This window comes from Mesorhizobium sp. M0563 (assembly GCF_040321065.1).
GTDB lineage: Bacteria > Pseudomonadota > Alphaproteobacteria > Rhizobiales > Rhizobiaceae > Mesorhizobium.
In genome coordinates, this window is record NZ_JAMYQV010000016.1 from 78603 (window position 1) to 105524 (window position 26922).

A 26922-nucleotide genomic window follows, 5' to 3' on the forward strand; every position below is an offset into this window, starting at 1 on the left:
CGGCTAAGTCGCGATCCTTCCCACCCCCCTCTGTCCTGCCGGACATCTCCCCCGCAAGGGGCCCGCAAGGGGGAGATCGGATGTCGCCCCGGCTTTCGCCAACCGTCGGCGTTGCAAAAATGGGCGGTGAAATTGAAGCTGCCAATCTCCCCCCTTGCGGGGGAGATGTCCGGCAGGACAGAGGGGGGCGCTGTCCCGCCAGCATCTCGCGGCTTAGTAAGCCCTCAAGCCGCTTCAGCCAAACACTTCGCACAAGTCCCACGAAACTCGATCACCGCCTTCTTGGCGGCGAAGCCGGTCGAGCGCACCCATTCGTCGAGCCGGTGGCCGACATCGTGGTCGGAGAACTCGGTCACCTGGCCGCAGCTGTCGCAGATGGCAAACGCCGTCATCGAATGGCTGTGGTCGTGCGGCTCGGCACAGGCGACGAAGGAATTGAGGCTTTCGAGCCTGTGCACGAAGCCGGACTTCACCAGCGTGTCGAGCGCCCGATAGACCTGCAGCGGTGCGCGAAAACCGCGCTCGCGCAATTGGTCGAGCAACGTATAGGCGCTGAGCGGCCCGCTGGCGGCCTCGAGTTTCTCGAGAACGCAAAGCTGGTTCTTCGTCAGTACATCCCTTGCCGCCATGATCCCGTTCCAAGCCGCTCCGTGCCGATCACTGCCAGTTCGCATGCAATTCGACCTCTTGCACTGAGATAGCGACGAACTGCTATTTTTGCTACTGTTTCTATTCGCAGCCGGTGGTCGGCTGGCCGGCGGCCATATTCAAAATACTGACAAAATCGTCAGCCAGGCTGGCCGTGCTTGGAAATTCGATCGGGCTTGGGGAAGCAACCATGATCAAAGTGACGCGGCGGACGCTGCTTGCCGGCACGTCTGCGCTGGCCGCTGCCGGCCTGGTGCCGTTTCGGGCATTCGCAGCGGCGCGCACCTACCATGCGCTGCTTGTTGCCTGCACCGATTACCCGAACCTGCCGAAGAAAAACTGGCTGATCGGACCGAAAAACGATGCCGGCCTGGTGCGCGATTACCTCCTGGGGAACACGCCCGCGCCGGTAAAATTCCTGGCCGAAAACGTCACGCTGCTCGCCAAGGATGTCGAAGGCGCCAACGGACCGCCGACACATGCGGCGATCAAGGCAGCACTCGCCGACCTTGCCGCCAAGGTCCAGCGTGATGATTTCGTCTATCTGCATTTGTCCGGTCACGGCGCGCAACAGCCCGCGGCGACCAAGGGCGACGAGACCGACGGCCTCGACGAAATTTTCTTGCCGTCCGACATCGACAAATGGGTCAACCACGAACAGGGCGTGCCCAATGCGCTGGTCGACAACGAGATCGGCACCGCACTCGACGCCATTCGCGACAAGGGCGCCTTTATCTGGGCCGTGTTCGACTGCTGCCATTCCGGCACGGCGACGCGCGCCGCCGAGGTCGACGACGAGCTGGAACGCAAGGTCGAGTTCGCCGATCTGGTCGGCGGCGACGATGCTGCCAGGGCGGCTGCGGTGAAAGCCTATGACGGGATTGCGTCGGCCGCGCCGCGCGGCTTTGGCGAGGACGGGCAGCGCAAGCCGGCCTTCAAGCTGGCGCCGACCGGCGCCGAGCCGACCACCAAGGGTAAATTGGTCGCCTTCTACGCGGCGCAGACGGTGGAGACGACGCCTGAGATGCCGCTGCCCAGGGGCACGGCCGATGCGCCGCGTTTCGGGCTGTTCACCTTCACCATCCTGTCGAAACTGGCCGAGAACCCCAACATCACCTACCGCCAACTCGGTCAGTCGGTGCTGCAGCAATATTCGGCGGACGGCCGCACCCGGCCAACGCCGCTGTTCGAGGGAGAACTCGACGCACGCGTCTTCGGCACCGACAAGACCGATGCGGTCATGCAATGGCCGATCGTCGTCAAGGACGACAAAGCCACCATCGGCGCCGGACTGCTGCATCGCCTCACCCCCGGCAGCAAGCTGGCAATCTTGCCGTCGGCGCTGTCGCCGCTGTCCGAGGCGCTTGGTTATCTCCAGGTGCGATCGGCAAAGAACCTGGAGAGCCGGGTCCAGCCGGTCGAGTTCGGCGGCAAGCCGGCGCTCAAGCTGGCTGACATCCCCGCCAATGCCTATGCCCGGCTCGCCGAGCTCGCCGTCGACTACAAGCTCGTGGTCGCGCGGCCGGCAGCGGCCAAAGGCCTCGAGAAAGAGGCTGCGCTGGCGAACTCGGTTCTCGACGATCTGGCGGCCAGGGAGAACTCAGGGTTCCACATCGCGCTGGTCGAGCCGGGCAAGAGCGCAGATCTGCGTCTCGCCGTGCTGCGCGAGAATGCCATTGCCGGCGCCGCAGAAGACGCCACCGACGCGCCGGCGCTGTGGTTCCTGCCAGCTTCGGGCGACATGACGCTCAAGGATGGCAGCAAGCCGCCGCTGATCGTCATTCATCCGGACGGCCGCGAAAAGCTGATCGACGCCGCGGCCAGGAACCTGACGAAAATCTTCCGCGCCATCGGCCTGTCGAGGCTGGCCGCCGCTTCGGATTATCGGCCGGAAGAGGTCGACGTCGAGTTCCGGATCAAGCGTCTGGACAGTGACGCGCTGCAGCCTATCGAGCCGTCGACGGTGCCGCGTGTTTCGCCCGACGATCAGGTGCATGTGCTGGTCTGGAACGGCTCGACCAACCTGGTTGACATCAACGTGCTCTATGTCGGCTCCGACTATTCCATCCAGCATTTTCTTGCCGAGCGCCTGACCGAGGGCGCCGTGCTCGAGGAAGGCCTGTTCAAATTCACCGACACCAGCTTCGGCATGGAGCAGATGATCGCCGTCTTGACCGAGGCGCCGCCGCAGAGCGAGAAGCAGGACCTGAGCTTCCTGGCGCAAGCGGGGGTTGTCTCGGTAACGCGCGGACTGGGACAGCCAAGTTTCTCCGATATGCTGGCCGATATCGGCATGGCGCCGGCGACGCGGTCGGCCATGCGGCTCACCGACGACAAGGCATCGAAGGGCGCCGTGATGATCTTCCCGATGGAGACGGTGCCGCGCGCCTGAGGCGGGATCAAGCGCCCGGCCAGGCCTCTTGCCTGATCGGCTGATAATGAACATTCTTCGACCGCCGCTGTCGGCGGCCGAACGGAACGGATGAGGGCGTTCGTGAACAGGATGGTATTTTCGTGGCGCGCAACAACCGCCGGCCTTGTCGCCGGGCTGTTGCTGGCCGCCAATGCCTCGGCGGACGAGATCTGCGGCCTTTGCGCCAAGGAGGTCGTCATCAACTCCGAACTGGCGAGTTGCTTTCTCGATCAGTACGACCAGATCGCCAAAACCGGCAACACCGCCGTCGTCGTCGATCTCAGCAGCTGCACCTCACGCGGCGTGGTCGAGCCGTTGCCGTCGCCTGGCAAGCCGCAGGTGGAGCCTGACGTGCAGTTCATCGTTTCGCGGGCGCAGCTGGATTGCCTGAAGAAGAAGCTGGAGACGCCGGGCATCGTGCTCGATCCGTCAGCTATCATCGAACTGGACAGCTGCGGATGACGAAAGCAGGGAGCGACGCAACGCAGCAGGCAGGGGCGGCGCCGGTACCGCAAAAGAAGCCGGCGTCACTGCCGGAAACCGTCGAAGGCCTGCCTTGGGTGAGCAATCACGAGGTCAAGAAGGAGGCGAACCCGTTCACCGATCGCGACTGGCGCATGCTTGTCTATGCCTGGTCCGGATTGCTGGTACGGCTGGCGATCATCTTCACCTTGATCTTTTCGGTCTACCAGTTCCTGGCAAACCAGGAGCAGAAGCGTGTCGAACAGACGATGTCGCTGGTCGAGCTCTGGGAAAGCAAGGATCACCAGCAGGCGCAACGGGCCCTCAAGCAACGCCTGGCGACGCTCAATGCCAAATACGGCAATCTGCTCAGCGCCAATCCCACGCCGACCGAGGAACAGGTCTATCGGCAACGCATCGGCATCGAGGCGATGAGCGCAACCGGCGGCGACATGCCGCTTGCCGAGTTCAGCGACAATTTCGACCGCATCGTCTATTTCCTCAACCGTCTTTCCTTCTGCGTCGAAGGCAGGCTTTGCTCGCGTCAGGTCGCCGACTCGTATTTCCGCGACTATGCCGCCTCGTTCTGGAGCTATTTTGCCGGCTATATCGACAAGGAGCGCAAGGCCGGTTCGCCGACCTTCGCCCTGCCAATCGAGAACTATGTCCGCCAGGCGCCACCCCCGGCCCAATCCAGATAATCCCCGAAAATGCGAAAGCCGGCGACGGAAATGCTCCGCCGCCGGCTTTGATTGGAGCATTTTGCAGCCAAGTGTGATCATATTTGGCGTCGCAGAAATGCCGCTAAAATAGATAACCCGCCCCGATGATCGCGGCGCGCACTCTGCAGGCCTATTTGTACAGGCTGTTGATCCACTGGACGTTGATGGCGTTCAGGCGCACGGCGGTATTGGCATCCGGGCTCTCGGCCACGTTCACGCCGGTGATGACGCGCTGCTTGGAGCCATTGTCATAGGCATAGACCGAGCTGCCGCTCGAACCTGGATACGTGTCGCAGTCGTACTGGAAATACTCGGTGGCGATGTTTTCGGCGTGCACTTCGCAGGTCGCCTTCCACATCGTGCCCATCGGCTTGTCGCCGGGATAGCCGATGATGTTGGCGGTGAAATCGCCGAGATCCACATAGTTGGCATAGCCCAGCCAGCCGAGATTGGTGCCGACATCCTGCTTGAGAGTGACGATGCCGAGATCCCACGGCACGACAGAGCCGTAAAAGCCTTGGTAATTGTCGATGAAGCCCTGGACGATATAGGCGCTTTCATAGGTGAAGGCGCCGAACGGAGCGTCGTCGGCGGTCTTGCCATTGAGAGCCGGCACGAACAGGATATCGTCGAGCCAGGCCTTGTCCTCGTGGCTGTAGAGGCAGTGCGCCGCGGTGAGCACCGTGCGCGGGCCGATCAGTGTCGCCGAGCAGCTGCCATAGCTGCCGCTCTTCGATTTGCCTTCGAGATAGCCGATCGCGGTGAACGGGTAGGTTTTGGTATTCTTGATCTGCTCGCGGTCGTCCGTCCCGAACACCTGGCGGCCGGCCTCTTCGCCTCCGCTTAGTCCGGAATTATCGGACTTCTGCCCGTCGGCGGGCGCGTTCATTTCCTTGATGACAAGGTCCTTCAGCGTCTCGTTCGGGTCGATCTTGATGTCCTTGCCATCGGCGGAGCGGCCGACGATGCCATAAGATTTGACTGCCGTTGCTTCGTCGGCGAGCGGCGCGGCGCGGTTGGCCTCGTCGTCGGTCAGTTTCGGCGGGGCGATCGGTTTCGCCCGGCCGGGCTTGTAATCGCCCGATGTCACGTCCCGCATGCTTTCGCCGTTGCCAGCATTGGCGGAGCCTGGATCGGCAGCCAAGGCAGGAACCGCCCACATTGCGGTGGAAAGCAACGCGGACGCAATAATGCTATGTGTCAGTTTTGTCATGGTGAGACTCTCCCAAAAGTCAGCAAGGACTGGATCAAGATAGAGAAATATTGTCGAGATCGTGGTGGTGACGAAAAATGAAATTGGTTGCCGGCGCCTTTACCGGGCCATTATTCAGTGCAGCCAGTTTAGGTCCCCGCCAAAAATGCCCGCAACGGTATACTGCCTAAATTAATCCAACATTGGCAATGACAAATTGCTTTCACATAGCCCGTGGGGGGCTATAGGATTTGGGCGGGCTTGGTTCGACAGCACGATTAGCAAAAGTGGTGCTCGGTTTTGTGACGGATCGCGCTCCGCCTTGGAGCATGATCTCACCGGCCGGTTCCATTTCAGTGGATCATGCGTCCGTGGCTGACCTGTCGGAATATTGTCTCAGGGGGTTCGAGGTGAAGATCATCCATAGGTTCAGACCGATTGCCGCCGCCGCGCTGCTCGGCATCGCGGCGGCCTTGCCGGTCGTTGATTCCGTTCATGCCACGGACGCGGCCGCCCGGCCGGAGGCGGCGATCTCGCCGATGAAACGCGTGGCCGAGGCCAGGGCAAAGGCCAGGGCGGAGAACCCCGACGGCGCCGATCGCGTCTACGGCGGCAAGCAGGCCGAGACGGGCGCCTACCCGTTCCAGGTGGCATTGCTGACCACGGGCAAGCTGGACAAAAGCCCGGCCTCGCAGGCGAATGCGCAGTTCTGCGGCGGCAGCCTGATCGCGCCGCAATGGGTGCTGACCGCGGCGCACTGCCTCAATGACGACGGCGAGCCGATTTCGCCTGATGTGGTCACCGTGCTCACGGGCGCCACCGATCTCAGCGAGGGCAAGCGCTACAAGGCGGTGGAGATCATCGTCAACGAGGGCTACAGCGAGCAGACGCTGGACAACGATCTCGGCCTGATCCGGCTGGCCGAGCCGGCCGATGCCCCGACCATCAAAATTGCCAGTGAGCCGACCCCCGACGCCGGCAAGACGACAGTCACCGGCTGGGGCAAGATGCAGGACGGAACATTTCCCACCGCGCTGATGGTCGCCGACCTGGACCTCCAGCCGAACGCAACCTGCAACAGCGGCATCAAGGCGATTTATGCGCATGATTTGAAAGCAGCGCTCGGCGAGCTCGCCCGCCGCATGCGTTATTCGGAAAGGGGCATCGAGGCGGCCGCCAACGCGATTGCTGCCGACATGGCGGATCCGCTGACCGGCAACATGATCTGCGCCGGAACGGCCAGCGGCGAGCGCGACGCCTGCAATGGCGACAGCGGCGGACCGCTGTTCATGACCGGCGCCGATGGTCCGGTGCAGGTCGGCGTCGTCAGCTGGGGCGAAGGTCCGGCCGACGGCGGCACCGCCTGCGGCCACAAGAACGCCTACGGCATCTACACGCGGCTGGCCAATTACACCGGCTGGATCGAGGAGAAGATGAAAACGGCAGCGCCCGTGCCCGCAGCACCCAAAGCCCTCGGCACGGCGCAGAAGCCGGCGACGCCCTGACCGGCGTCACTTGCTGAACCAATGAACAGCGGGAGCAATCCCGCTGTTTCTGTCCCAAAACCTGGGGTCGGGACTAGAACCAGCGATCGCGGCGCTGGTCTGTGGCGGCCAAGGTGAGGCCCAGTAGCGCCCCTACTGCCGCTCCGAGTATGGAATGCGGACGATACTGTGCCAGGATTCTCCTGGACGACCCCGGAAACCGTTTGCGCCCTGTTGCGCAGGGCTTGCGCCGTCCGGGACGCGCGGTCAGCAGCGCTGTCATACCAGTCGCCGGCCTCTTCGATCGTCTCTTCCGCGCGTTCGGCCAAGGTCCGATTGATCTTGTTGATCTCACGCCTCAGCTGCGCGACCTGCTTCTCCAGGGCTTCCTGAGCTTCACGTTGAGTCATCTTCGGTGCTGCGGATTCGTTCGGGTCGTCGGCCATGGTAATCTCCTTTGCGGAAGGCTCGGCTCAACGGTCGGCCCACTGTACAGGTTCCTCGGCAAAACGATTCTGTCCGGTGTTTGTTCTGTGAGAACCCGGGATTTGTCCGGCATGTGTGCGAAATCGGCTTGAACATCGGATCGTTCCGGCGCTCCCCGCGTTGGTGAAAACGCCACAAGGGAGGAGCCGTCATGGACAACGATCGGCATGAAAAGATTCGGCAACGAGCCTATGAAATCTGGATGCGCGAGGGCCGCCCGGATGGCGCGCATGAGCGTCATTGGCAGCAGGCGAAGCAAGAGCTTGGCTACGATGAGACGATGACCGGCCAGGCTGATGATGACGCGGCCGAGCACGGTCCGGCTGGAACGATCGCCAGTTCCGACGTTCTGACGGTCGAGGCACTGGCGATGCGCACCGGGATAACCGGTGATCAGGCGCAAGAGTTGATCGACAGGCTCGGCAACGACAGAGCCGCACTCGAAGAAGCCGCGCGGAACCTCAAGGCAGCCGAAAGTTAGCCGCTGGCCACCGTGTCGAAGACAGCTATCAGTTTGCGCTGCCGCGTCTTTCGATGAAAACGGACCGCGGACCGTCTCCGCCTACTTCCTTGGCGGCCCCTTGCGCTCGGCCGACGTCGCCCAGAGATTGATATCCGACTCGCGTGCAAAGGTGTCGATCTCGGCGAGCTCGGCATCGCTGAAGTCGAGCGTCTCGAGCGCGCCGACGCAATCCACGACCTGTTCCGGCCGGCTGGCGCCGATCAGCGCCGACGTCACCCTGCCCCGGCGCAACACCCAGGCCAGCGCCATCTGCGCCAGCGTCTGGCCGCGGCGACGGGCGATGACGTTCAGCGCCTCGATATTTGCGATCGATTTGTCGTTGATGAATGCCGGGCGCAGCGACTTGCCCTGGCTGGCGCGGCTGCCATCGGGGATGCCGCCGAGATATTTGTCGGTCAGCATGCCTTGTGCCAGCGGCGAGAACACGATGGAACCGACGCCAAGCCCCTCGAGTGTATCGAGCAGGCCGTCGTCCTCGACCCAGCGGTTAAGCATCGAATAGCTCGGCTGATGGATCACGCAAGGCGTGCCGAGCTGCTTCAAAATGTCGGCGGCTTCGCGGGTGCGCTGTGAATTATAGGAGGAAATGCCGGCATAGAGCGCCTTGCCCGAGCGCACCGCGTGATCGAGCGCGCCCATCGTCTCTTCCAGAGGGGTGTCGGGGTCGAAGCGATGGGAATAGAAGATGTCGACATAATCGAGCCCCATCCGCTTCAGGCTCTGGTCGAGGCTGGCCAGCACATATTTGCGGCCGCCCCATTCGCCGTAAGGTCCTGCCCACATTTCGTAGCCGGCCTTGGTCGAGATGATCAGCTCGTCGCGATAACCGGCAAAGTCCGTCCGCAGGATCTCGCCAAAGGCCCGCTCCGCCGAGCCGGGCGGCGGGCCGTAATTGTTGGCGAGATCGAAATGCGTGATGCCGAGATCGAAGGCCTTGCGCGTGATTGCCTGCTTGGTTCTATGCGGCGTGTCGTCGCCGAAATTGTGCCACAGCCCGAGCGAGATCGCCGGCAGCTTCAGGCCGGACCGCCCGCAGCGATTGTAGACCATCTTTTCGTAGCGGTTCTCGGCGGGAACATAGGGCATGGGAAATCCTCATATCGAAACGAGCCCGACGGCTGTCGCCGCGACGCACGGCAGCCGAGCCTTCCGCACCTTTAGCCTCTCCCCGCGCAAACGGGGAGAGGCTTTTACGGTGCTTGGGAGGTGCGCCGCCTACTTCGTTTTCTTCTTCGCCAGCAGCTCCTTCGCTGCCTTGACGCCGAGTGCCGCGGGCCGCTCGCAGCTGGTCTGCATGGCGACGAACTTTCCGGTCTCGCCAGAACGCAACAGGCCGGTCATGACATCGACGGCATGCAGCGCCAGTTCCATCGAGCAGCGGTGCGGCCGGCCTTCGGTAATCGCGATCGCCATGTCGGCAAGGCCGGCGGTGCGGTAGTTGGCCATCATGCCATGCGAATGCATCTCGTTGGGCACGCCGAACGGATGCCGCCATTTCGGCAGCTTCTTCACCGGCTTGGCGGCCTCGGTGTAGCGCACCTCGCCGCCGAAGAAATTCGGATCCGGCACGAACACCGTGCCTACCTCGCCATAGAGCTCCATCGGCGCGTGGCCATGGCTCCAGACATCCCAGCTGGTGTTGAGCGTCACCACGGCGCCGTTCTCGAATTCCAGCACGCCATGGATCGTCGTCGGCGTGGAGACCGGGATCTTTTCGCCGGCGCGCGGCTTCGAGCTGATGATGCGTTCCGTCATCGGGATCGAAGCAAAAGCCGCGACCTGCTTCACCGGCCCGATCAGCTGGATCAGGTTGGTGATGTAATACGGTCCGATATCGAGCACCGGCCCGGCGCCCGGCTGGAAGAAGAAGTCCGGATTGGGGTGCCAATGTTCCATCCCATGGCTCATCACATGACAGGTGCCGCTGGTGATCCTGCCGAGCCTGCCGGTGTCGATCAGGTCGCGGACAAGCTGGTGCGCGCCGCCGAGGAAGGTGTCGGGCGCCGAACCGATGCGCAGCCCCTTGCTTTCGGCCCGTTTCTTCAGGTCGAGCCCTTCCTTGACCGAGAGCACGAAGGGCTTCTCCGAATAAACATGCTTGCCGGCGTCGAGAATCTGCTTCGACACCTCGTAATGCACCGCCGGAATGGTCAGGTTGACGATGATGTCGATATCGTCGGCCTTGAGTAGCCCCTCGACGGTCTCGGCGCGCAGCTTGAACTCTTTTGCCCGCGCTTTCGCCGCTTCCATGTTGATGTCGGCGCAGGCGCGCATCTCGATGCCACGGAACAGCGGCGCCAGCGAGAAATACGCCTTCGAGATGTTGCCGCAGCCGATGACGCCGATGCCAAGTTTTGTTGCCATGCTGGTGTGCTCCTAATAGGTCTTGGCGGCTGCGATCGAGCGGCGGGCGAAGCGCGCGATATCGTTGGGATTGTCCTGTTCCATGACGTAGTATTTTGCGGCGCTTTTGGCGCGCAGCGCCTTGATCAGGCCGGGCCAGTCGATGGTGCCGTGGCCGACATCCGACCAGCCGTCCTCGTCGAGTCCCTCGCCCGCCTTGGCCATGTCCTTGACGTGGACGGCGACGATGCGCTTGCCGTGCTTCTCGATCCAGGGCAGCGGATCGACGCCGCCGCGCACCACCCAGGCGACGTCCATCTCCCAGCCGATGTCAGGCGCCGAGGACAGAATATGGTCCTGCGGCACCGAGCCGTCGGCAAGCGCCTTGAACTCGAAATCATGGTTGTGCCAGGCAAAGCCATAGCCGGCTTTCCTGGCCGTCTCGCCGACCTTGGCCAGGCGTTCGCCGAAGCCGCGCCAGCCGGCTGTGTCGGCCGGCCTGAACTCGGCGTTCAGGAACGGGCAGATGAGCAGCGTGATGCCGAGCGCGTCGGCCGTCCTGCGCACGCCATCGAAATCCTTCTCGAGCGCGTCGATCGAGAGATGCCCGGTCGGCATGGCAAGCCCGTTCTTGTCGAGTTCCGCACGGAATGCCTTGGGATCGTCATAGACACCACCGAACCCTTCGACTTGGCTGTAACCAAGCTCGCCCAGCATCTTGAGCACGCCCTCCCAGGGCTGGAAATTGCGGGCACTGTAAAGTTGGAATGACCAGTTCATCGTCTCTGTCCGTTTTCTTGTGGATGGTTAGTCTTGGGGGGATGAGTCTTGGGGGGAATGGAAGAGTCTTGGGTGGCTAGATCTGCTCTAGAGGCGGTTACCTGTGGCGGCGTCGAACAGCGAGGCGCGCATCGGATCAAAACCGATGCCGACCGCCTCGGCGTTGTTTGGCGTGCGCTCGGCTGTCACCCGTACCGTGAAATTCTGGCCGCCGAGCTTCAGCCAGACCAGCGTGTCGGAACCCATGGGCTCGACGACCTCGACACTTGCCGTGGCTGCGAATGGCCATCCCGTGCCGCTGTTGAACGCGACGTGCTCGGGGCGGATGCCGAACACGGCCGGCCCCGGCACCGGGTCCTTCTCGAAAGCATAGGTGGCAAGCGGAATCCGTACATCCTCGGCGACGAAGTGCCAGTCGCCGTCCGCCTGCTCCAGCCTGCCGTCGAGGAAGTTCATCGCCGGCGAGCCGAGGAAGCCGGCGACAAACCGGTTGACCGGCCGGTTATAGATGGTCTGCGGTGCATCGAGCTGCTGGATGACGCCGCCCTTCATCACCGCGATGCGGTCGGCCAGCGTCATCGCCTCGATCTGGTCGTGGGTGACGTAGATCATGGTGTTCTCGAGCTTGCGATGCAGCAGCTTTATCTCGACGCGCAATTCCGCGCGCAGCTTGGCGTCGAGGTTGGAGAGCGGCTCGTCGAACAGAAAGACATCGACGTCACGCACAAGTGCGCGCCCGATCGCCACGCGCTGGCGCTGGCCACCGGACAGAGCCGCCGGCTTGCGATGCAAAAGCGGCTCGATCTGCAGGATCTCGGCGGCCCGGGCGATGCGCTTGGCGATCTCGTCCTTGGCGAGGCCGGCAACGCGCAGCCCAAACGACAGGTTCTTCTCCACCGTCATCTGCGGATAGAGCGCGTAGGACTGGAACACCATGCCGATGCCGCGATCCTTGGGCTCTTCCCAGGTGACGTTCTTGCCCTTGATGAAGATGCGGCCTTCGGAAACGTCCAGCAGCCCGGCAATGCAGTTGAGCAGGGTCGACTTGCCGCAGCCGGACGGGCCGAGCAGCACGATGAACTCGCCTTCTGCGACATCGAGGTTGAGCGTCTGCAGCACCGATATCGCGCCGAAATTCAGCGACAGGTTCTGGATCGAGACGCTGGTGCCGTTTGCCCCGCTGCTGCCGTTTACCTCAACACTGCCGTTTGCGTTCATCGCCATCATCCTTTCACCGCGCCGGCGGCGATGCCGCGCACAAACAATTTTCCGGACAGGAAATAGACGATCAGCGGCACCAGGCCGGTCAGGATGGTGGCTGCCATGTTGACGTTGTATTCCTTCACGCCTTGCACCGAGTTGACGATGTTGTTGAGCTGCACCGTCATCGGATAGGTGTCGGGGCGGGTGTAGACGACGCCGAACAGGAAGTCGTTCCAGATGCCGGTCACCTGCAGGATGATGGCGACGACGAAGATCGGCAGCGACATCGGCAGCATGATGCGGAAATAGATGCCCCAGAAGCCGGCGCCGTCGACACGCGCTGCCCGGAACAGCTCCTCCGGCATGGAGGTAAAGTAGTTGCGGAACAAAAGCGTGAGGATCGGCATGCCGAAGATGGAATGGACGATCACCAGGCCGCTGAGGCTGCCGTAGAGGCCGACCTCGCGCAGGATAATGACGATCGGATAGATCATCACCTGATACGGGATGAAGGCGCCAACGATCAGGATGATGAAGAAAGTGTCGGCCCCTTTGAAGCGCCAGTTGGCCAGCGCATAGCCGTTCACCGAGGCGAGCGCGATCGACAGGATCACCGACGGGATGGTGATGCGCACCGAATTCCAGAAGCCACGCGACAGCCCGTCGCAGTTGAGCCCGGTGCAGGCGCTCGACCAGGCCTTGACCCAGGGCTCGAAGGTGATCTCCATCGGCGGCGAGAAGATGTTGCCAAGGCGTATCTCAGGCATGCCTTTAAGCGATGTCACCACCATGACGTAGAGCGGCAAAAGATAGTAGAGCGCCACCACGATCAGCGTGCCGTAGAGGAAGATGTTGCGGCGCGAGAACGTGTGGCGCGGCTTCGGTCCGCTCGGCCCGTAGGCTTCGAGCCCGCCGGCGCCGCCAATGGCAGGCAATGAGACGGCATGGTCAGACACGCTTCTTGCCTCCGAACTCGAGATAGGCCCACGGCACGATGACGATGATCACCGACAGCAGCATCATCGTCGAAGCGGCGAACCCTTGGCCGAGGTTCTGGGCGAAGAACATGTAATCATAGACATATTTGGCCGGGACTTCGGAGGCGATACCGGGCCCGCCGCTGGTCTGGGCGACGACAAGGTCGTAGACGCGAACAATGTTGGAGGCGACGATGACCAGCGTGGTGATGAAGACCGGCCGCATCATCGGTATGATGATGAACAGATAGGTCTTCCAGGTCGGTATCCCGTCGACCCGCGCGGCCTTCCAGATATCCTCGTCGATGCCGCGCAGGCCGGCCAGCATCAGGCACATTATCAGCCCGGTGCCTTGCCAGAGAGCGGCGATCAATATGCCGTAGATGACGATGCTGGAATCATAGAGCGGATTGAAGCTGAAGCTCGTCCAGCCGAGGCTGCGCACCACTGCCTGGACACCGAACTCGGGGTTGAGCAGCCATTGCCAGACGAGACCGGTGACGATGAAGGACAGGGCGAAGGGATAGAGGAAAATGGTCCGGAATGTGTCCTCGAACCGGATCTTCTGGTCGAGCAGGGCAGCAAGCAGGAAACCGATTACCAGCGAGAACACCAGCGACAGCACGCCGTAGATCAGCAGGTTCTCGATCGAGATCAGCCAGCGCGGCGTCGCCCACAGCCGGTAATACTGGTCGAGACCGACGAAGTGCAGCCGCGGCAGCAACTTGGAATTGGTGAAGGAATAGAACACCGTCCAGACGGTGCCGCCAACAAAGATCACCAGCGCGGTGAAGATCATTGGGATCGAGGCGATTTTCGCATTGAGGTTGCGAAAGAGTTGGCTGGGGCGTTCGCTCTTGCTCATCTGCACAGCCGCGCTGGATCGGGTAAGGGCGGGAGGGTCAAGAGGTCTTGACCCGAGCTCCCGACCCTGCGCTCGCAGGGGCGGGAGTGAGGCGCTTGATCGATCGCTCAATCGGCCGAACCGACGATGGCGGCGAAGCGCTTCTGCGCATCTTCCACGGTCATGTCCTGCTTGGCGAAGAACTCGGAGAACAGATCCTCCTTTTGCTTCTGCGTATCCTGCGAAAGCAACTGGTCCGTCCAAGGCATGACATTGCCCTTGGCGAGGATTTCGAGGCCCTTCTTCATGCAGTCGTTCGCCGCCTTGAGGTCGACGTCGCCGCGCACCGGCAGCGAACCCTTCTTGAGATTGAAGGCGACCTGCGTCTTGGGATCAAGCAGCGTGTGGGCCAGCACTTCCTGCGCCTTCGATTTTTCGGGATCCTTCAGCAGCGGGAAGTAAAAAGCGTCGCCGCCGGTGGCGATCATCTCGTTGAGGCCGAGGCCCGGAAGGCAAGTATAGTCCTTGCCGGCGGTCTGGCCGGCAACCTGGAACTCGCCCTGCGCCCAGTCACCCATGATCTGGCCGCCGGCCTTGCCGGTGATGACCAGGTTGGTGGCCTGGTTCCAGTCCTGCACATTGGTGTTCTTCGCCATCTTGCGGGCGTCGTCCGCGGCCTTGAAGACCTTGGCGACTTCGGGCCCGGCGGCGAATTCCGCGTCCTTGTCCTTATAGACCTTGAGGAAGGCATCGGTGCCGCCGACCGCCGCGAGCAGCACGTCGAAAGCGCCGGAGGCCTGCCAGGGCTGGCCGCCGACCGCGAGCGGCTGGATGCCTGCTTTTTCAAGCGCGGGCGCCGCAGCGACATATTCATTCCAGTTCTTCGGCACCGGCACGCCGGCTTTTTCGAAGGCGGCGTTCGACAGCCACAGCCACTGCCAGGAGTGGATATTGACCGGCACGCAATAGATTTTGCCATCGAGGGTACAGCCGTCGAGCAGGCTCTTCGGCTGCACGATTTCCGTCCACTTTTCCTTGGTGGCGAGATCGGTGAGGTCGCGCATCAGCCCGGCCTGCACCAATTCTTCCGCCTGCCGGCCGTGATTGAACTGGGTCGCGCCCATCGGGTCGCCGCCGGTGATGCGGCTGATCATGATCGGCCGCGCTGTGCCGCCGGAGCCGGCGATGGCGCCGTCAACCCAGTGATTGCCGGTTGCGTCGAAAGCCTTGGCGAGTTCGGCGACCGCTGCCGCCTCGCCGCCGGAGGTCCACCAATGGGTGACTTCCAGATCCGTCGCGGCCGCCGGGCCGGCGAATTGCAGCGCGGTCGTCAATGCCAGCGCAGCAGTCATGAGTTGGTATCGCATTTCGTTCCTCCCAGAATCTGAAACGTTACAGATTTTGGATACGGCAATTGCTTCGGACGCGCAACCCCTCAGGCAAATCCGGCGCCAAATTTTTTCGAAGCGCGAATAAAATCACCTGGCCTGTCGAGCTACCGCATCGCAACAAGAGAGGTTGCACTGCAAAAAATTGGTGCTGCGACGCCAGAAACCCGGAAAAGCCCGTTTCAATCGTTCTTTTTTGCGCCGACCGGAGTACCGCTCGTTTTGCGCCTATCACCAGTGATATCGCGACGGCAGTGACAATCTGTAACGTTTCAGTATATAGCGGTCTCATTCGGTGAAGGCCCGCGGCGTACCCGCGGCCCGCCGATTGCCGGCCTGCCCGGCAACTGCTATGCGCCTGACGGGGCGGGACGAATGAACAGGCATCAAAAAGAGAAGGCCGACGAAGCGTCGGGGCAGGGCCGGCCGACACTGAAGACGCTCGCCTTCATGACCGGGCTGGGCGTCACCACCGTGTCGCGCGCGCTGAAGGACGCGCCCGAGATCGGCGCCGAGACCAGGCGTCGCGTCCAGCTTGTCGCCAAACAAATCGGCTATCGGCCCAACCGTGCCGGCGTCCGCCTGCGCACCGGCAAGACCAATGTCATCAGCCTGGTGCTCAACACCGAGCACGAGATCATGAGCTTTGTCTCGGACATCATCTACGGTGTTTCGGAAGTCATTGCCGATACGCCCTATCACTTGATCGTGACGCCCTATTCACGCTCGCAGGATCCGCTCGACCCGATCCGTTACCTCGTGGAAACCGGTTCAGCCGACGGCGTCATCATTTCGCGCACGCAGCCGAACGACCCGAGGGCACGTTATATGCTGGAGCGCGGCATCCCCTTTGCTACGCATGGCCGCACCGACATGGGGCTGATCCATCCCTACCATGATTTCGACAATTACGCTTTCGCAGCCGAGGCAGTGCGCCATCTGGCCGGCATCGGCCGCCGCCGGCTGGCACTGCTGGCGCCGCCGGTCGAGTTGACCTATCACGGTCACACGCTGAACGGCTTTGCCGATGCGCTGAGCGAGGTCGGTGCCAGCGAGATTCCGTTCAACACCGTTTCGATCGATCATTCGATCGAGCAGATCAGAATGCGGACCGCGCAGCTGATGCGCCGCGACGTCAGGCCGGACGGTTTCATCAGCAGCGCCGCCGCCGCGACGCTTGCCATCGTCGCCGGCATCGAAGATGCCGGCCTCAAGCTTGGCCGCGATGTCGATGTAGTGTCCAAACAATCGTCGGAGCTTCTGCACCTGTTTCGCAGCGACTTGCTGGTCGTCAACGAGAACTTCCGGCTGGCCGGAGCCGAACTCGCCCGCTCGGTGCTGGGCTGGATCGGCGGCGCCGCACCCGGCACCCTGCAAAGCCTGAGCAAGCCGGGCGAAGTCCAGGCCTATCGCCGCCCCGATTAGAGCGGGATATGTTCAGATTGAACTCCCGCTCCATCTAGTTGTCATAGCCGCATTTCTGCGGCGCCAAGTGATTCCACTTGGTTGCAAAATGCGCGCTGCTGACTGGCAACCTTGGGGCCGGTAGTTGACCGGCAGCTTCGAGGATCGGATCTTAAGAAGCGGACCTTCAGGAACCCGCGGCGCTCGAGACGGTTCGCGAAACGGGCGATCCGCAGATGCTTTTTCGTGTTATGATGCGGTTACAACACGCGTAGTCTCGACCTCGGCAATCTGGCAGGGGCCGGAAAGCTATACGTTGCCCGGCGCAGGAAAGTTTTGCGCCCGTCCGGCATCGAACTGTGTTCTCGATCTTGCTATGTCCGAGCAAAGTCTGAATCGCTCGTAGATTGCCGGTCGCCTTGTATATGAGCGACGCTTTCGTCCTGCGCAGCGAGTGAGTGCCGTAGTCCTCAGGTGTCAGCCCAATCGCGGTCCCCCACTCGTCGACCAGCCGCGCGTACTGACGCGTGCTCAGGTGACAGGCGTCACCCCCGCACAGTGGCGCGAGCAGAACACCGAGAGATTGGCGGCCATCGCAAGTTTTCTGTCGCATCCTGTAAGTGAATGCGACAGGAGGCGTGCCTAAATCCGCCGATGAATGGCAGGGACGGCCTGACCCTCACCCCGGCCGAAAGCATTGAAAGGAACAAGTCATGCCCACCACCAAGCGCCGCGCACTGATCCTCATCTCGTCCGGCCGCCAGCTGCCGCTGGCCGAACCGGCCGACGTCAAGTCGATCTCGACCGGGTTCTTCCTGGTCGAGATGGCTCAAGTGCTCAAGGAGTTCGAGAACGACTACGAGTTCACCTTCGCTACCCCCGACGGCAACGCCCCTCAACTCGACATCAACGGCATGGCCCTGTCCGTGCAATCCATCGAGAAGACCGGCGCCATGACCATCCCCCTCCGTATGCAGCAGCGCCGCCGCTCGTTCGACGTCAACAGCTTCCGGCAGCGCCACCCCGCGTTGGTCGCCCGCCGCGAGCAGGAAGTTCAGCTGCTGGAGCGGCACATCGGCCGGATCCCGGTCTCCGAACTATTGCCTAACAGCGAGCCGGAGCTCGCCGAGTACTGCCCCGAACTGGTTCGCCGCCTCGCAAAGCTGCCCGAGGGCACCTTCCACTCGCTACAGGAACTCGTCCAGCGTCACCGCGACTCGGCCGACCCGTTCACTTTCGCCGACTTTGACTTCATCCACACCCCCGGCGGTCACGCCCCCATGGTCGACTTCCGTGACAATCCGTGGCTCGGCGAAACCCTCCACATAGCCCGGGAGAACAGCGTCATCATCTCGCTGATCTGCCACGCGCCTGTGGCGGTGACCTCCACCCGGCAGCGCATCGACGCTCAGGGCCACCCCTACCTCGTCAGCGACAACCCGTTCCTCGCCGCCACCATCTCGACCGTCCCCACGATCGGCGAGCTGTTCGCGCTGCGGTTCCTCTACCCACGCGTCCCCGGCAAAAAGACCCGAACCTCCTACTTCGTCGACGCGGCCATCAAGGAAGCTGGCTTCACACTCGCGACCTCCCTCAACATCGCCGCCCCGCTACTGGCCTACGAGCCGTCCGTGCGGCTGCTCACCGGCAACGGCCCGCAGGCCATCGACCAGCAGGCCGCTAAGCTGCGCAGTGTCCTCACCAGCACTCACGCCCCCCGACGCGCTAGCGCCACGCAGTTGAGCATACAACCGTTACGGTCCACCCTGCCGGTCACACAGTGGACGACCCGGTAGGGCAGATGGATGACTGGATCGGTGGCGGATTCGGGTACGCTGTGATCGAACTGGGGCCGGGCTAGACGACGATAGGACAGCGGCGCTCATATGCCGCCATTACGGGTGAGTGAAAGACTGCCATGACACGGCTACCAATCGACAGATGCAAAGTCCCACAGGCCTTTTGGCGCGCTGTAGAGCGGGCTGGCATCTCACCAGCGGCATTGTTGAGGCAAGCTCGGTTGCCTGCGACCCTCCACATTTCCGAAGACGCTTGGGTCAATACCGCCCAATACTTCGAACTCTGGCAAGCACTGGAGGAGCTGTCGGGCGACCCTGCGATCGGGCTGCATATCACAGTCGCGGCAGATACATCGGTCCATCCCCCCGCGCCCATGTCGGCCTTCTTCGCCAAGGATTTCCGTGACGGCCTCAACCGTCTTGCCAGGTTCAAGCGGCTTTGCACCCCGGAAGAGCTGCACGTGATAGAACGTGATGGTGAGGCTTTTGTCAGCTTCGACTGGATCCACGCCGTTGGCACGGAGCCTGACGTAGCGGTCGATGTGACGTTTGCAGCAATCCTTGAACTGGGACGACGCGGAACAGGTCGTCACATCGTCCCGCTGCGAGTGGACATGACCCGAAAAGGCCCGACGACCCGAGCGCACAAGGAGTACCTCGGAGCGCCAATAACCTTCGGGGCGCCCAAGAACCAGCTGGTGCTGCGTGCCGATGATCTGGATCGACCGTTCGCTGGGCACAACCCCGAGCTGCTCGCCATCCTTACACCGGCACTGTTGGCCTCGCTCGACGAGATCGATGCGCAAAGCTCGTTGCCAGAACAAGTGAAGATTGTCCTGAAGCGGCGGTTGGCCAGCGGCAAGCCCGAACTATCGGACGTGGCCAACGTCCTGGGGATGAGCGAACGCACGCTGCAGCGCCGTATTTCGGAATCTGGGACAAGTTTCAGGCTGCTACTGGAGGCTTCCCGCCAGGAACTCGGTCGCGAAATGCTGGCCAGCGGCGCGAACGCGGCTGATGAGATTGCCTATCTATTAGGGTATCAGGATACCAGCTCGTTCTATCGCGCCTTCCGCGAATGGGAAGGTGTCACCCCCGCACGGTGGCGCGAGCAGAACACCGAGGCCTCTCGCCTAAACTAGAGATTGGCGCCCATCGCCAGTTTTCTGTCGCAACCTGCAAATGAATTCGACAGGGGGCCTGCCTACCTCAAGAGAAGTGCCCAATGGCACGCAACCATGAGGTAGATCGATGTCGAAAGTCTGGTTCATTACAGGCGCCAACCGTGGCTTTGGTCGAGTGTGGGCGGAAGCCGCACTCAAGCGCGGCGACAGGGTTGCCGCGACGAGCCGGCAGCCTGAGGCCTTGCAGGATCTCGTCACTCAATTCCGCGATGCGGTCCTGCCCCTGCGGCTGGATGTGACCGATCGCGCCGCCGCAATTGCCGCTGTCGGACAGGCTGCCAAAACATTTGGTGGTCTCGACGTTGTCGTCAACAATGCCGGCTACGGCCTTTTCGGTGCGGTCGAAGAAGTCACGGAGCAGCAGGTGCGCGATCAGCTCGAAGTGAATTTCTTCGGTGTGCTGAACGTCACGCAGGCTGTCTTGCCCATCCTGCGCAAGCAGGGGCATGGCCATATCATCCAGGTGTCCAGCATCGGTGGCCTGATGTCCTACCCCAATCTGGGGGCCTATCACGCCTCCAAGTGGGCGGTCGAAGGCCTCACCGAGTCGCTGGCGCAGGAGGTTGCCCCGTTCGGCATCAAAGTGACCTTGGTGGAACCGGGCGGCTATGCCACCGACTGGGGCAGGGGCTCGGCCGTCCACGCCAACCCGGCGCCGCAGTATGACCCTCTGCGCCGTGGCCAGGCAGACATCTGGGCCAACCTGCCCGCGGAGTTCATTGGCGAACCGACGGCGACGGGTCCGGCGATCCTGCAGGTCGTCGATGCCGCCGAGCCCCCGACCCGGATCTTTTTCGGGCTCACCCCAACCAAGACCATCGTGGATATCTACGCCAAGCGCCTCCAGACCTGGAAGGATTGGGAGGCGGTTTCGATAGCGGCCAACGGCCACTGAGGCAGCAGCCTGCGGGGCCTGCCGATTGACGGCCCCGCGCAGGTCAAACGACCGCCACTGACCGCTTCCAATCGGGCATTGAGGTAGCTCCAACGTTCGCCTCCGCTTCGTTTCGTCCTGCGCGGGTCACGCTTTTTTCGTGGTCGGATAGCGGCGCGCGCCGAAGCTGCCACAAGCATTGGTCGGATCGGCTCGGGGTGCCTTGCTTTTGGACGCGCTATGATGCGCAGCAGACAGTTGCGGCGTTGCCCCGGCGAAAGAACGGCAGCTATTGGAAGTCGCCGAGGCGGCTTGGACGGCCGAAATAGGGCGCTAACCCGCCGCTCCACTCCCCCACGGGCCATGAAACGCGCCCTGCCCATCGATGCGCTCGAAGCCGTGCGCGCCGAAGAAATCGCGCTGCGCCTGGATCAGGTTCGAAGTGCCGCGGCCCTGCCGGTAACTGTCGAAATAGGCAAGTGCCGATGACAGGGCCGGCACCGGCGAGCCGGCTTCGGCTGCCCTTGCCACGACACGGCGAAGCGACGGATGTGCCTCCTGCATCAATGAAACGAAAGCCGGCGCCATCAACAGGTTGGTGGCTGCGCCGCCGGCGCCGAAGGCCTCCGCCATTGTATCCAGCAATTGCGAGCGGATGATGCAGCCGGCCCGCCAGATCTTGGCGATGACCGGCATCGGCAGGTTCCAGTTGAATTCCTTCGACGCGCCGCTCATCACCGCGAAGCCTTGCGCGTACGCGGCGATCTTGCCGGCAAACAGCGCCAGCTCGAGATCGCCGAGCAGGGCGTCCCTGTCTCCGGAAATCTTGCTCACGCCGCCGCCATAGACCTTTTCGGCGGCCAGCCGCTCGTCCTTGATCGACGACAGCACGCGTGCCGCCACAGCCGCCTCGATTGCGGTGGCCGGGATGCCGAGCTGCTGCGCCTCGATCACCGACCATTTGCCGGTGCCTTTCTGGCCGGCGCGGTCGAGAATGATGTCGACCACCGGTTTGCCGGTCTTGGGATCGTCGGCGGCCAGCACCTTGGCGGTGATCTCGATCAGGTACGAGTTGAGCCTGCCCGTGTTCCACTGGGAAAACACCTCAGCGATCTCTTTCGGCCCCATGCCGGGCCCGTTGCGCAATATGCCGTAGATCTCGGCGATCATCTGCATGTCGGCGTATTCGATGCCGTTGTGGATGGTCTTGACGAAATGGCCGGCGCCGTCGGTGCCAAGCCACGCCGCGCAAGGCTCGCTCTTGAACTTGGCCGAGATCGCGGTCAGCACCTTTTCGACGCGCTTCCAGGACTCTTCGGTGCCGCCGACCATGATCGAGGGACCGTGGCGTGCGCCCTCCTCGCCGCCGGACACGCCCATGCCGATGAAGGTCAGGCCCGAATCGGTAAGCTCGGAGAAGCGCCGCATCGTATCGCGGAAATTGGCATTACCGGCGTCGATGACGATGTCGTTGGCCGACAGCACGCCGCGCAATGCCGCGATCTGCTCGTCGACCGGCTTGCCGGCCAGCACCATGATGATGATCGGCCGCGGCGGCCGGATCGCGGCAGCCAGTTCCTCGAGGCTATAGCAAGGCACCACCCTGTCCCTGAGCGCGCCGGCATTTTCGACAAAGGCATCGGTGCGCGCCGCGGTGCGGTTGAAGACGGCAATGCGGTGCCCCCTCTCGGCGATATTGAGCGCCAGGTTGGAGCCCATCGTGCCAAGGCCGATCAGGCCGATTTCGGCTTTTTCCATCGTTTCTTCCCTGCTTTCGGATCTTGTTGGTTTGAGCCCGCGATTGGGTTGGATGCCCATTCTTGATGACGATGATTGACGGGCCTTCAAGGCGGCGTCAACCGTCTCGCCGAATTGTGTTGCGCAGACCAGCGCCGTCTTCATGGCCGGATATCGATCGGCGCTTCGATCTTCACCATCTCGAAATCCGAGACCAGGATATCGAGCCGCGCTGTCCACCGGCCGGCGACCGGAATGACGAGATCGTCGACGCGCCAGGTGCCGTCGCCGGGCTTCGTCGCAGGGCGTTTTATCGGCTCGATGCCGGAATCGGGCTTTGACAGGACCAGCGTCACCTGCTTGGCGTCGAGCGGGCCGAAATCGCCGCTCATGATGAAGATCGAAGCGGCAACAGGGCCGGCATGGCCGGGCGCAATGCTGAGATCGGCCATCGCTTGCAACGTGTGGATATGCACCGATGCCGGCTGTGCCGCGGCGATTGCTAGTGCGCGCGGCGGTGGCGTGAAGCGCCAGCCGGCGCCAACTCCGAAGATCGCCACCACGATCAGCAGCTCGATGGCGATCGAGCGGGCCAGCCGCCGCTGGACTTCCGTATTTCCTGCCTCGGCCGAGGCCGTGAGCTTGAAGCGGTTGACGGCGGCGAGCGTGAACAGAAAGACGAGCAGCACGAGCTTGAGCAGCAGCAGCCGGCCATAAGCGGTGTGGACCAGCGCCGACGGCGTTTGCACCTGGATGACGGCGAGCACGATGCCGGCTGCCGCAAGCACGGCCACGACGAACAGGATCGCTCGCGAAAACCGTCGCAGCAATGGCCCGGCTTTGGCCGGCTGCCGTTTCAAGGCAAGACCAAGCGGCGCCAGCGCCCCGGCCCAGACGGCGATACCAGTTCCGTGCAGAAACACCATCGGCCTGGTCAGCCATTGCGGCTCGGCGGCACTGGCATGCCCGCTGGCGGCAAGTGCTGCGCCGACGCCAGCCAGTCCGGCCAAGGCGAGCGGCTTTGCGTCGGTGGGCGGCACGACCAGCGATAACAGGCCAAGGCCGAACGCCATCAGCGCGATCAGCACCGTCCAGCCGAAGCTGGTGCCCAGCCCGGTCTGCCAGATGACCGGCTGCGCCAGCCGGGCAAGCGGCGCGCCAAGCGCATCCAGCCCCTGCAGGCCGAGCGACAGCGGCGCCGCGGCCAGCCCGCACAGGATTGCCGCGACGATCAGGCGCTGGCCGGATCGCCCGCCTTGCGCCAGCCAGGCCAGCGCAAAGGCACCCCCGACGCCGAAAAACAGGCCGATATATAGAAAAATCTTGCCGATCCAGATCGCCGTTCGAAGCACCCGGTCGACGGCTTCGGAGGCGGCCGGCGCAGCACTCGGTGCGCCGACCGAGAACAGCACCGAGCCGCCGACCGGATGCCCGTCGGCGGAGATCATTCGCCAGCTCAGCACATGCGTGCCGGATGTCAGCGCCTGCGGATTGTCGATCTCGACGGTCTGGCCGCTGAGCTGGAAAGAGCTCAGCGGGACCGCCGTGCCGTCGGGCCGCACCAGCGTCAGCACCAGCGGCGAAACCGGCTCGCTGAAGGTCAGCGACATCTGCGACGGGCTCCGCGCCAGCACCGCACCGTCAGCCGGCTCGGCCTTGATCAGCGCCGCATGGGCGAAGGCCGGATCAGGCATGGCAATTACGGCGAGCAGCACGATGGCGGCGAGCAGGCCAGCCACAAGCCGGCCAGAATGGTTGCCGGCCATGCAAGCTCGCCGCAGGAAGGATGCCGCGCTCATCTCACCGCCAAGAGCAGCGGCGCGCTCATCCGCCAAAGCGCGCCGCTGGAGCTCACTTCTTCGGCAGCAGCTTGAGGCCGGGCGCCGGAAATTCCAGCGCGTCCTCAGCCTGCCCGACCGCCGGAATTTCAATCCAGCGATCGGCGACGCCGTCACATTCCTGCACCACCGGGAAATGCAGCGTCTGGCCTGCCGGCAGGTCGGACGCCAGTGTCGTGCGAAAGACGAATTCGTCGTAGAATTCGTCCGGCAGGCTGCCGGCGCTCCAGTCGACCTCCTTGACGCCGCTGGTCACTGCCTGGCCGTAGAGCTGGTAGGACTTCTCGTATTTGCCGTTCTTGACCTGCAGCGTCCAGCCCGGCTTCGGCATCGGTTTGACCGAGAGCACCCCTTCCGGGATCTGCACGCGCAAGGCGGTCGTTGCCTTGCCCTCGCAGCCATGCGGCACCCGAAGAACCGCCTTGTAGGTCGAGCCGACCGCCGCCTCCGGCGTTTCGAGCGTGATGTGGGCGAAGGCCGCGCTGGTCCCGAGAATAAGAAGCACGCAGCCGGGCAAAAGAGATTTCTTCATGATGGTACCTCTCGAAGCGGCCAAGTCAGTCGTCGTCCTGGGGTGCCGCACTGCCGATGCCTTGCACGGCGAATTCAACCTGCACGGGCCCGGCTTTCTCGAAGGTCAGCGTGGCGGAGAACATTTCGCCCTCCTTGGGCCGCCGCTTCAAATCCATGAACATCAAATGATAGCCCTTAGGCGCCAGCGCGACCTTGCCGCCGGCCGGGATTTCGAGGCCGCCGGTGACCGGCCGCATGGTCATGACGCCATTGCTGACGCCCATCTCGTGCAGTTCGGCCTTAACCGAAATGTCGGAGGTGATCGACAGCAGGCGATCCGGCGCACTGCCGGTGTTGGTGATGGTGAAGTAGCCGCCGGCTACCTTGGCGCCGGCTGGCGTGGCGCGCGACCAGGGGTGCCCGATCTCGAGACCGCCAAGCTTGAACTCATGTGCCAACACCGTCTGGGCGTTGGCGAACAGGAGGGCAAGAACGCAAAGGGCGACGCCGAGACGCTGCTCGAAACTACCCAGTGAGAAGCGCCTGCGGCTGGATGCGGCAGCGCGAAAAGAGTGAGACATGATTGCTCCGTGGATTTTAAGAGATCGCGCCGATGCCGGTCGCGAACGATGTCGATAAACGCGCCGGCCAAGGGTGTGCGCGGCGCAAACCAGAACGGATCAGGCCGTCGCCGGTGGTGCGCGCGGATTGGACGGAGTGCGGGCGCGGGCGAAATCGCGATGCCGGAAGGCCGGCAGGAAAAAGGCGATGGTTTCGACGGAAGGGCTGCGAGACAGGCTCCCGGTGGCATCGGGCGGCGCGTAGACCGCCGAAACGAGGTTGCAGCCAAGCATGCAGCAAGCCGGCATGTGCTGCTGATGCGGATCCCCGGCCGGGAGTTGCGCCGCACCGTCATGGGTGCAGATCGTGTTGCCGAAAGCATCGAATTGAGAGGCGTTCGGCTCGATGCCGGAAGCAAACGCGCCGAACATCGACTGGAGCACGAAAAGCCAGGCCGCGGCGAACGCGACCGGCATGCTCCATCGTCTCCGGCGTATGGTCAAGAACCAGCCTCTTCACGCAGCAACGTCAGCTCTCTAGCACGGAGCCGGCGGCCGGAAAATCGCCAAAACGTTGCTGCGGCAACGCAACACAATCACGCGCGCAGCGGCTGCCTGCCCTCCGGGATCGACGTCAGCAGCGTGTGGCGGGCCGATTTCAGGTGCTTGCGGCAGGCGGCGTCGACCTTGGCGAGATCGCGCGATTTGAGCGCGGCGATATAGGCGAGATGCTCCTGGACCGCGACTTCGTTGCGCTCGCGCTCCTGCGCCTTGTTCCACTGGTAGTGGTAGTGGAAGATCATGGCGATGACGTCGTAGAAATCGACGATGAAGCGGTTGTGCGAGGCGCGGTGGATCAGCCGGTGAAAGCGCTCGTCGAGCTCGGAGAACGCGTTGAAGCGCACGGCGATCTCGCGCGCCAGCAGGCGATGCTCGTCTTCCAGGCTGTCGAGGTCGGCCCAGACCGGGCTGTCCTCGGGCAGAGCGGCAAAGGCGGCGGCCGAGCGCAGTTCGAACATCTCGCGGATTTCGGTCAGCTCCAGCGCGAAGGCGCGGGTAAAGCCTTTCAGCACCCAATGACTGTTGCGGCGCTTCTCGATCAGGCCGAAGCGCGAGAAGCGGATCAGGAATTCGCGCACGCTGGTGGTGCCGACGCCGATCTCGCGCGCCAGTTCGAGTTCGTTGATCTGCATGCCGGCCTCGGCGCCACCGGCAAGCAGCCGCCGCATGAAGGAGCGTTCGATGATCTCGGCCAGCGTGTCGGTCTCTTCCTCGGGAAAAAAATCGTCCGGCCGCGGCTCGCGCAGAACCGTCTTGCTGCGCTTGTTCCAATCGATCAGCCCGGTCTCTTCCATGCGGGCAAGGATGGTGCGGACGGTCGTGCGGCTGACGCCGAGCAGCGTGCCCAGCTCCGGCTCCGAAGGCAGGCTCCTGGTTTCGTCGAGCAGCCTAAGACCGCGATTATAGGCGTCCTTGTATACGTTGTTGCTCTTCGACATCCCCTGCCCCGTGGCGCGCCGGCGTTTGCGGCCGGCGTGAAGCTTTTCT

At 63.0% G+C, this 26922-nt stretch carries 24 protein-coding genes and 1 pseudogene; 9 read left to right on the plus strand and 16 right to left on the minus strand.

Translation table 11 applies throughout. The features are described from left to right. Positions 1–224 precede the first annotated feature (224 nt). Positions 225–629 carry a Fur family transcriptional regulator gene (locus NKI50_RS20365; protein WP_023721937.1) on the minus strand — a complete coding sequence of 135 codons (405 nt, stop codon included), beginning with the start codon at positions 627–629 and terminating at the stop codon, positions 225–227. A gap of 209 nt (positions 630–838) precedes the next feature. Here NKI50_RS20365 and NKI50_RS20370 point away from each other — a divergent pair, with 209 nt between their 5' ends. From NKI50_RS20370 to NKI50_RS20380, 3 genes are all read left to right on the plus strand, one after another. Beyond that, positions 839–3040, plus strand: a complete 2202-nt coding sequence (locus NKI50_RS20370) for a caspase family protein (protein ID WP_352483604.1) — start codon at positions 839–841, stop codon at positions 3038–3040. A 111-nt stretch (positions 3041–3151) separates the two neighbouring features. Beyond that, positions 3152–3523: a hypothetical protein gene (locus NKI50_RS20375; protein ID WP_352483640.1), complete on the plus strand. Its 372-nt coding sequence runs from the start codon at positions 3152–3154 to the stop codon at positions 3521–3523. Beyond that, the gene (locus tag NKI50_RS20380; protein ID WP_352717422.1) at positions 3520–4224 is read left to right on the plus strand and encodes a DUF4760 domain-containing protein; all 705 of its coding nucleotides are present in this window, start codon (positions 3520–3522) and stop codon (positions 4222–4224) included. The genes NKI50_RS20375 and NKI50_RS20380 overlap by 4 nt, the downstream gene beginning before the upstream one ends. Positions 4225–4375: 151 nt before the next feature. On the opposite strand, the gene NKI50_RS20385 is transcribed toward NKI50_RS20380, so the two are convergent. After that, the gene (locus NKI50_RS20385; protein WP_031194911.1) at positions 4376–5458 is read right to left on the minus strand and encodes a trypsin-like serine peptidase; all 1083 of its coding nucleotides are present in this window, start codon (positions 5456–5458) and stop codon (positions 4376–4378) included. A gap of 350 nt (positions 5459–5808) precedes the next feature. Between NKI50_RS20385 and NKI50_RS20390 the strand changes: the two genes are divergently transcribed. Then, complete coding sequence (locus NKI50_RS20390; RefSeq protein ID WP_352495500.1) at positions 5809–6942, plus strand: S1 family serine peptidase; 1134 nt, start codon at positions 5809–5811, stop codon at positions 6940–6942. A gap of 616 nt (positions 6943–7558) precedes the next feature. Beyond that, positions 7559–7888 carry a DUF2934 domain-containing protein gene (locus NKI50_RS20395; RefSeq protein WP_352592770.1) on the plus strand — a complete coding sequence of 110 codons (330 nt, stop codon included), beginning with the start codon at positions 7559–7561 and terminating at the stop codon, positions 7886–7888. An 81-nt stretch (positions 7889–7969) separates the two neighbouring features. Here the strand turns inward: NKI50_RS20395 and mgrA are convergent, their stop codons facing one another. The 7 genes from mgrA to NKI50_RS20430 form a co-directional block, all read right to left on the minus strand. After that, on the minus strand, positions 7970–9016 hold the full coding sequence (gene mgrA / locus NKI50_RS20400; RefSeq protein ID WP_352495501.1) for an L-glyceraldehyde 3-phosphate reductase: 1047 nt from the start codon (positions 9014–9016) through the stop codon (positions 7970–7972). 129 nt (positions 9017–9145) lie between these two features. Next, the gene (locus tag NKI50_RS20405) at positions 9146–10294 is read right to left on the minus strand and encodes a Gfo/Idh/MocA family protein (RefSeq protein ID WP_023721946.1); all 1149 of its coding nucleotides are present in this window, start codon (positions 10292–10294) and stop codon (positions 9146–9148) included. Between the two features lie 12 nt (positions 10295–10306). Next, a complete protein-coding gene (locus NKI50_RS20410; protein WP_352717424.1) occupies positions 10307–11053 on the minus strand; it encodes a sugar phosphate isomerase/epimerase family protein in 747 nt (248 codons plus the stop codon). An 87-nt stretch (positions 11054–11140) separates the two neighbouring features. Continuing rightward, positions 11141–12271 (minus strand): ABC transporter ATP-binding protein, encoded by a 1131-nt coding sequence (locus NKI50_RS20415; protein WP_051409752.1) that lies wholly within the window; start codon positions 12269–12271, stop codon positions 11141–11143. Between the two features lie 5 nt (positions 12272–12276). Further along, the gene (locus NKI50_RS20420; RefSeq protein WP_352483609.1) at positions 12277–13212 is read right to left on the minus strand and encodes a carbohydrate ABC transporter permease; all 936 of its coding nucleotides are present in this window, start codon (positions 13210–13212) and stop codon (positions 12277–12279) included. Next, entirely contained in the window at positions 13205–14098 is an 894-nt protein-coding gene (locus NKI50_RS20425) for a carbohydrate ABC transporter permease (protein WP_023721950.1), read from the minus strand. The genes NKI50_RS20420 and NKI50_RS20425 overlap by 8 nt, the downstream gene beginning before the upstream one ends. A gap of 107 nt (positions 14099–14205) precedes the next feature. Then, a complete protein-coding gene (locus tag NKI50_RS20430) occupies positions 14206–15444 on the minus strand; it encodes an ABC transporter substrate-binding protein (RefSeq protein ID WP_031194918.1) in 1239 nt (412 codons plus the stop codon). Positions 15445–15840: 396 nt separating this feature from the next. Here NKI50_RS20430 and NKI50_RS20435 point away from each other — a divergent pair, with 396 nt between their 5' ends. After that, on the plus strand, positions 15841–16890 hold the full coding sequence (locus tag NKI50_RS20435) for a LacI family transcriptional regulator (RefSeq protein ID WP_352642665.1): 1050 nt from the start codon (positions 15841–15843) through the stop codon (positions 16888–16890). Positions 16891–17221: 331 nt separating this feature from the next. Here the strand turns inward: NKI50_RS20435 and NKI50_RS20440 are convergent. Further along, a pseudogene (locus NKI50_RS20440) lies at positions 17222–17407 on the minus strand (tyrosine-type recombinase/integrase); the annotation flags it as partial. Positions 17408–17582: 175 nt separating this feature from the next. On the opposite strand from NKI50_RS20440, the gene NKI50_RS20445 reads away from it, so the two are divergent. The 3 genes from NKI50_RS20445 to NKI50_RS20455 all read left to right on the plus strand — a co-directional run bounded on the left by NKI50_RS20445 (position 17583) and on the right by NKI50_RS20455 (position 20747). Continuing rightward, positions 17583–18665 carry a type 1 glutamine amidotransferase family protein gene (locus NKI50_RS20445; RefSeq protein ID WP_352642663.1) on the plus strand — a complete coding sequence of 361 codons (1083 nt, stop codon included), beginning with the start codon at positions 17583–17585 and terminating at the stop codon, positions 18663–18665. 122 nt (positions 18666–18787) lie between these two features. Continuing rightward, positions 18788–19810 carry an AraC family transcriptional regulator gene (locus NKI50_RS20450; protein ID WP_352717427.1) on the plus strand — a complete coding sequence of 341 codons (1023 nt, stop codon included), beginning with the start codon at positions 18788–18790 and terminating at the stop codon, positions 19808–19810. Between the two features lie 109 nt (positions 19811–19919). Continuing rightward, entirely contained in the window at positions 19920–20747 is an 828-nt protein-coding gene (locus NKI50_RS20455; protein WP_352642661.1) for an SDR family NAD(P)-dependent oxidoreductase, read from the plus strand. Positions 20748–21059: 312 nt separating this feature from the next. On the opposite strand, the gene gnd is transcribed toward NKI50_RS20455, so the two are convergent. The 6 genes from gnd to NKI50_RS20485 form a co-directional block, all read right to left on the minus strand. Then, positions 21060–22484 carry an NADP-dependent phosphogluconate dehydrogenase gene (gene gnd / locus NKI50_RS20460; protein WP_352717429.1) on the minus strand — a complete coding sequence of 475 codons (1425 nt, stop codon included), beginning with the start codon at positions 22482–22484 and terminating at the stop codon, positions 21060–21062. Between the two features lie 140 nt (positions 22485–22624). Then, on the minus strand, positions 22625–24262 hold the full coding sequence (locus tag NKI50_RS20465; RefSeq protein WP_502900374.1) for a copper resistance CopC/CopD family protein: 1638 nt from the start codon (positions 24260–24262) through the stop codon (positions 22625–22627). Between the two features lie 52 nt (positions 24263–24314). Continuing rightward, positions 24315–24833 (minus strand): YcnI family copper-binding membrane protein, encoded by a 519-nt coding sequence (locus tag NKI50_RS20470; protein ID WP_352642655.1) that lies wholly within the window; start codon positions 24831–24833, stop codon positions 24315–24317. Between the two features lie 25 nt (positions 24834–24858). Then, positions 24859–25395, minus strand: a complete 537-nt coding sequence (locus NKI50_RS20475; protein ID WP_352642653.1) for a copper chaperone PCu(A)C — start codon at positions 25393–25395, stop codon at positions 24859–24861. A gap of 99 nt (positions 25396–25494) precedes the next feature. After that, entirely contained in the window at positions 25495–25851 is a 357-nt protein-coding gene (locus tag NKI50_RS20480) for a DUF2946 family protein (RefSeq protein WP_352483618.1), read from the minus strand. Positions 25852–25970: 119 nt separating this feature from the next. Further along, the gene (locus tag NKI50_RS20485; RefSeq protein WP_352483619.1) at positions 25971–26873 is read right to left on the minus strand and encodes a GntR family transcriptional regulator; all 903 of its coding nucleotides are present in this window, start codon (positions 26871–26873) and stop codon (positions 25971–25973) included. Positions 26874–26922: the final 49 nt, after the last annotated feature.

Excerpts from the sequence above, each read along its gene's own strand:
- NKI50_RS20365 (WP_023721937.1), bottom strand. The coding sequence starts at position 629 with ATGGCGGCAAGGGATGTACTGACGAAGAACCAGCTTTGCGTTCTCGAG.
- NKI50_RS20370 (WP_352483604.1), top strand. The coding sequence starts at position 839 with ATGATCAAAGTGACGCGGCGGACGCTGCTTGCCGGCACGTCTGCGCTG.
- NKI50_RS20375 (WP_352483640.1), top strand. The coding sequence starts at position 3,152 with ATGGTATTTTCGTGGCGCGCAACAACCGCCGGCCTTGTCGCCGGGCTG.
- NKI50_RS20380 (WP_352717422.1), top strand. The coding sequence starts at position 3,520 with ATGACGAAAGCAGGGAGCGACGCAACGCAGCAGGCAGGGGCGGCGCCG.
- NKI50_RS20385 (WP_031194911.1), bottom strand. The coding sequence starts at position 5,458 with ATGACAAAACTGACACATAGCATTATTGCGTCCGCGTTGCTTTCCACC.
- NKI50_RS20395 (WP_352592770.1), top strand. The coding sequence starts at position 7,559 with ATGGACAACGATCGGCATGAAAAGATTCGGCAACGAGCCTATGAAATC.
- mgrA (WP_352495501.1), bottom strand. The coding sequence starts at position 9,016 with ATGCCCTATGTTCCCGCCGAGAACCGCTACGAAAAGATGGTCTACAAT.
- NKI50_RS20405 (WP_023721946.1), bottom strand. The coding sequence starts at position 10,294 with ATGGCAACAAAACTTGGCATCGGCGTCATCGGCTGCGGCAACATCTCG.
- NKI50_RS20410 (WP_352717424.1), bottom strand. The coding sequence starts at position 11,053 with ATGAACTGGTCATTCCAACTTTACAGTGCCCGCAATTTCCAGCCCTGG.
- NKI50_RS20415 (WP_051409752.1), bottom strand. The coding sequence starts at position 12,271 with ATGAACGCAAACGGCAGTGTTGAGGTAAACGGCAGCAGCGGGGCAAAC.
- NKI50_RS20425 (WP_023721950.1), bottom strand. The coding sequence starts at position 14,098 with ATGAGCAAGAGCGAACGCCCCAGCCAACTCTTTCGCAACCTCAATGCG.
- NKI50_RS20430 (WP_031194918.1), bottom strand. The coding sequence starts at position 15,444 with ATGCGATACCAACTCATGACTGCTGCGCTGGCATTGACGACCGCGCTG.
- NKI50_RS20435 (WP_352642665.1), top strand. The coding sequence starts at position 15,841 with ATGAACAGGCATCAAAAAGAGAAGGCCGACGAAGCGTCGGGGCAGGGC.
- NKI50_RS20445 (WP_352642663.1), top strand. The coding sequence starts at position 17,583 with ATGCCCACCACCAAGCGCCGCGCACTGATCCTCATCTCGTCCGGCCGC.
- NKI50_RS20450 (WP_352717427.1), top strand. The coding sequence starts at position 18,788 with ATGACACGGCTACCAATCGACAGATGCAAAGTCCCACAGGCCTTTTGG.
- NKI50_RS20455 (WP_352642661.1), top strand. The coding sequence starts at position 19,920 with ATGTCGAAAGTCTGGTTCATTACAGGCGCCAACCGTGGCTTTGGTCGA.
- gnd (WP_352717429.1), bottom strand. The coding sequence starts at position 22,484 with ATGGAAAAAGCCGAAATCGGCCTGATCGGCCTTGGCACGATGGGCTCC.
- NKI50_RS20465 (WP_502900374.1), bottom strand. The coding sequence starts at position 24,262 with ATGAGCGCGGCATCCTTCCTGCGGCGAGCTTGCATGGCCGGCAACCAT.
- NKI50_RS20470 (WP_352642655.1), bottom strand. The coding sequence starts at position 24,833 with ATGAAGAAATCTCTTTTGCCCGGCTGCGTGCTTCTTATTCTCGGGACC.
- NKI50_RS20475 (WP_352642653.1), bottom strand. The coding sequence starts at position 25,395 with ATGTCTCACTCTTTTCGCGCTGCCGCATCCAGCCGCAGGCGCTTCTCA.
- NKI50_RS20480 (WP_352483618.1), bottom strand. The coding sequence starts at position 25,851 with ATGCCGGTCGCGTTCGCCGCGGCCTGGCTTTTCGTGCTCCAGTCGATG.
- NKI50_RS20485 (WP_352483619.1), bottom strand. The coding sequence starts at position 26,873 with ATGTCGAAGAGCAACAACGTATACAAGGACGCCTATAATCGCGGTCTT.